The organism is Pseudomonas sp. 22189 (genome assembly GCF_052045635.1).
Lineage (GTDB): Bacteria > Pseudomonadota > Gammaproteobacteria > Pseudomonadales > Pseudomonadaceae > Aquipseudomonas > Aquipseudomonas parakoreensis.
Window position 1 is genome coordinate 1 of sequence record NZ_JBQEPG010000082.1, and the last position, 384, is coordinate 384.

Annotated in this window: 1 rRNA gene; it reads left to right on the forward strand. The window is 45.1% G+C overall.

Annotated features, from left to right (window positions below):
* Positions 1-289 precede the first annotated feature (289 nt).
* Positions 290-384, forward strand: a 16S ribosomal RNA gene (locus tag ACTJKS_RS28085); the annotation flags it as partial.

Here is a 384-nt window from a genome sequence, read left to right on the forward strand (position 1 = left end):
AGATCGGAAGCGCAAGTGGTTGAAGTTGTTGAAGAATTCTTCGAAAACTTCTGAAAATAATCACTTGACAGCAAATGAGGCTGCTGTAGAATGCGCGCCTCGGTTGAGGCGAAAGATCTTAACCAACCGCTCTTTAACAACTGAATCAAGCAATTCGTGTGGGTGCTTGTGGGGTCAGACTGATAGTCAACAAGATTATCAGCATCACAAGTTACTCCGCGAGAAATCAAAGATGTAACCAACGATTGCTGAGCCAAGTTTAGGGTTTCTTAAAAGCCCAAAGATGTTTGAACTGAAGAGTTTGATCATGGCTCAGATTGAACGCTGGCGGCAGGCCTAACACATGCAAGTCGAGCGGATGAAAGGAGCTTGCTCCTGGATTCA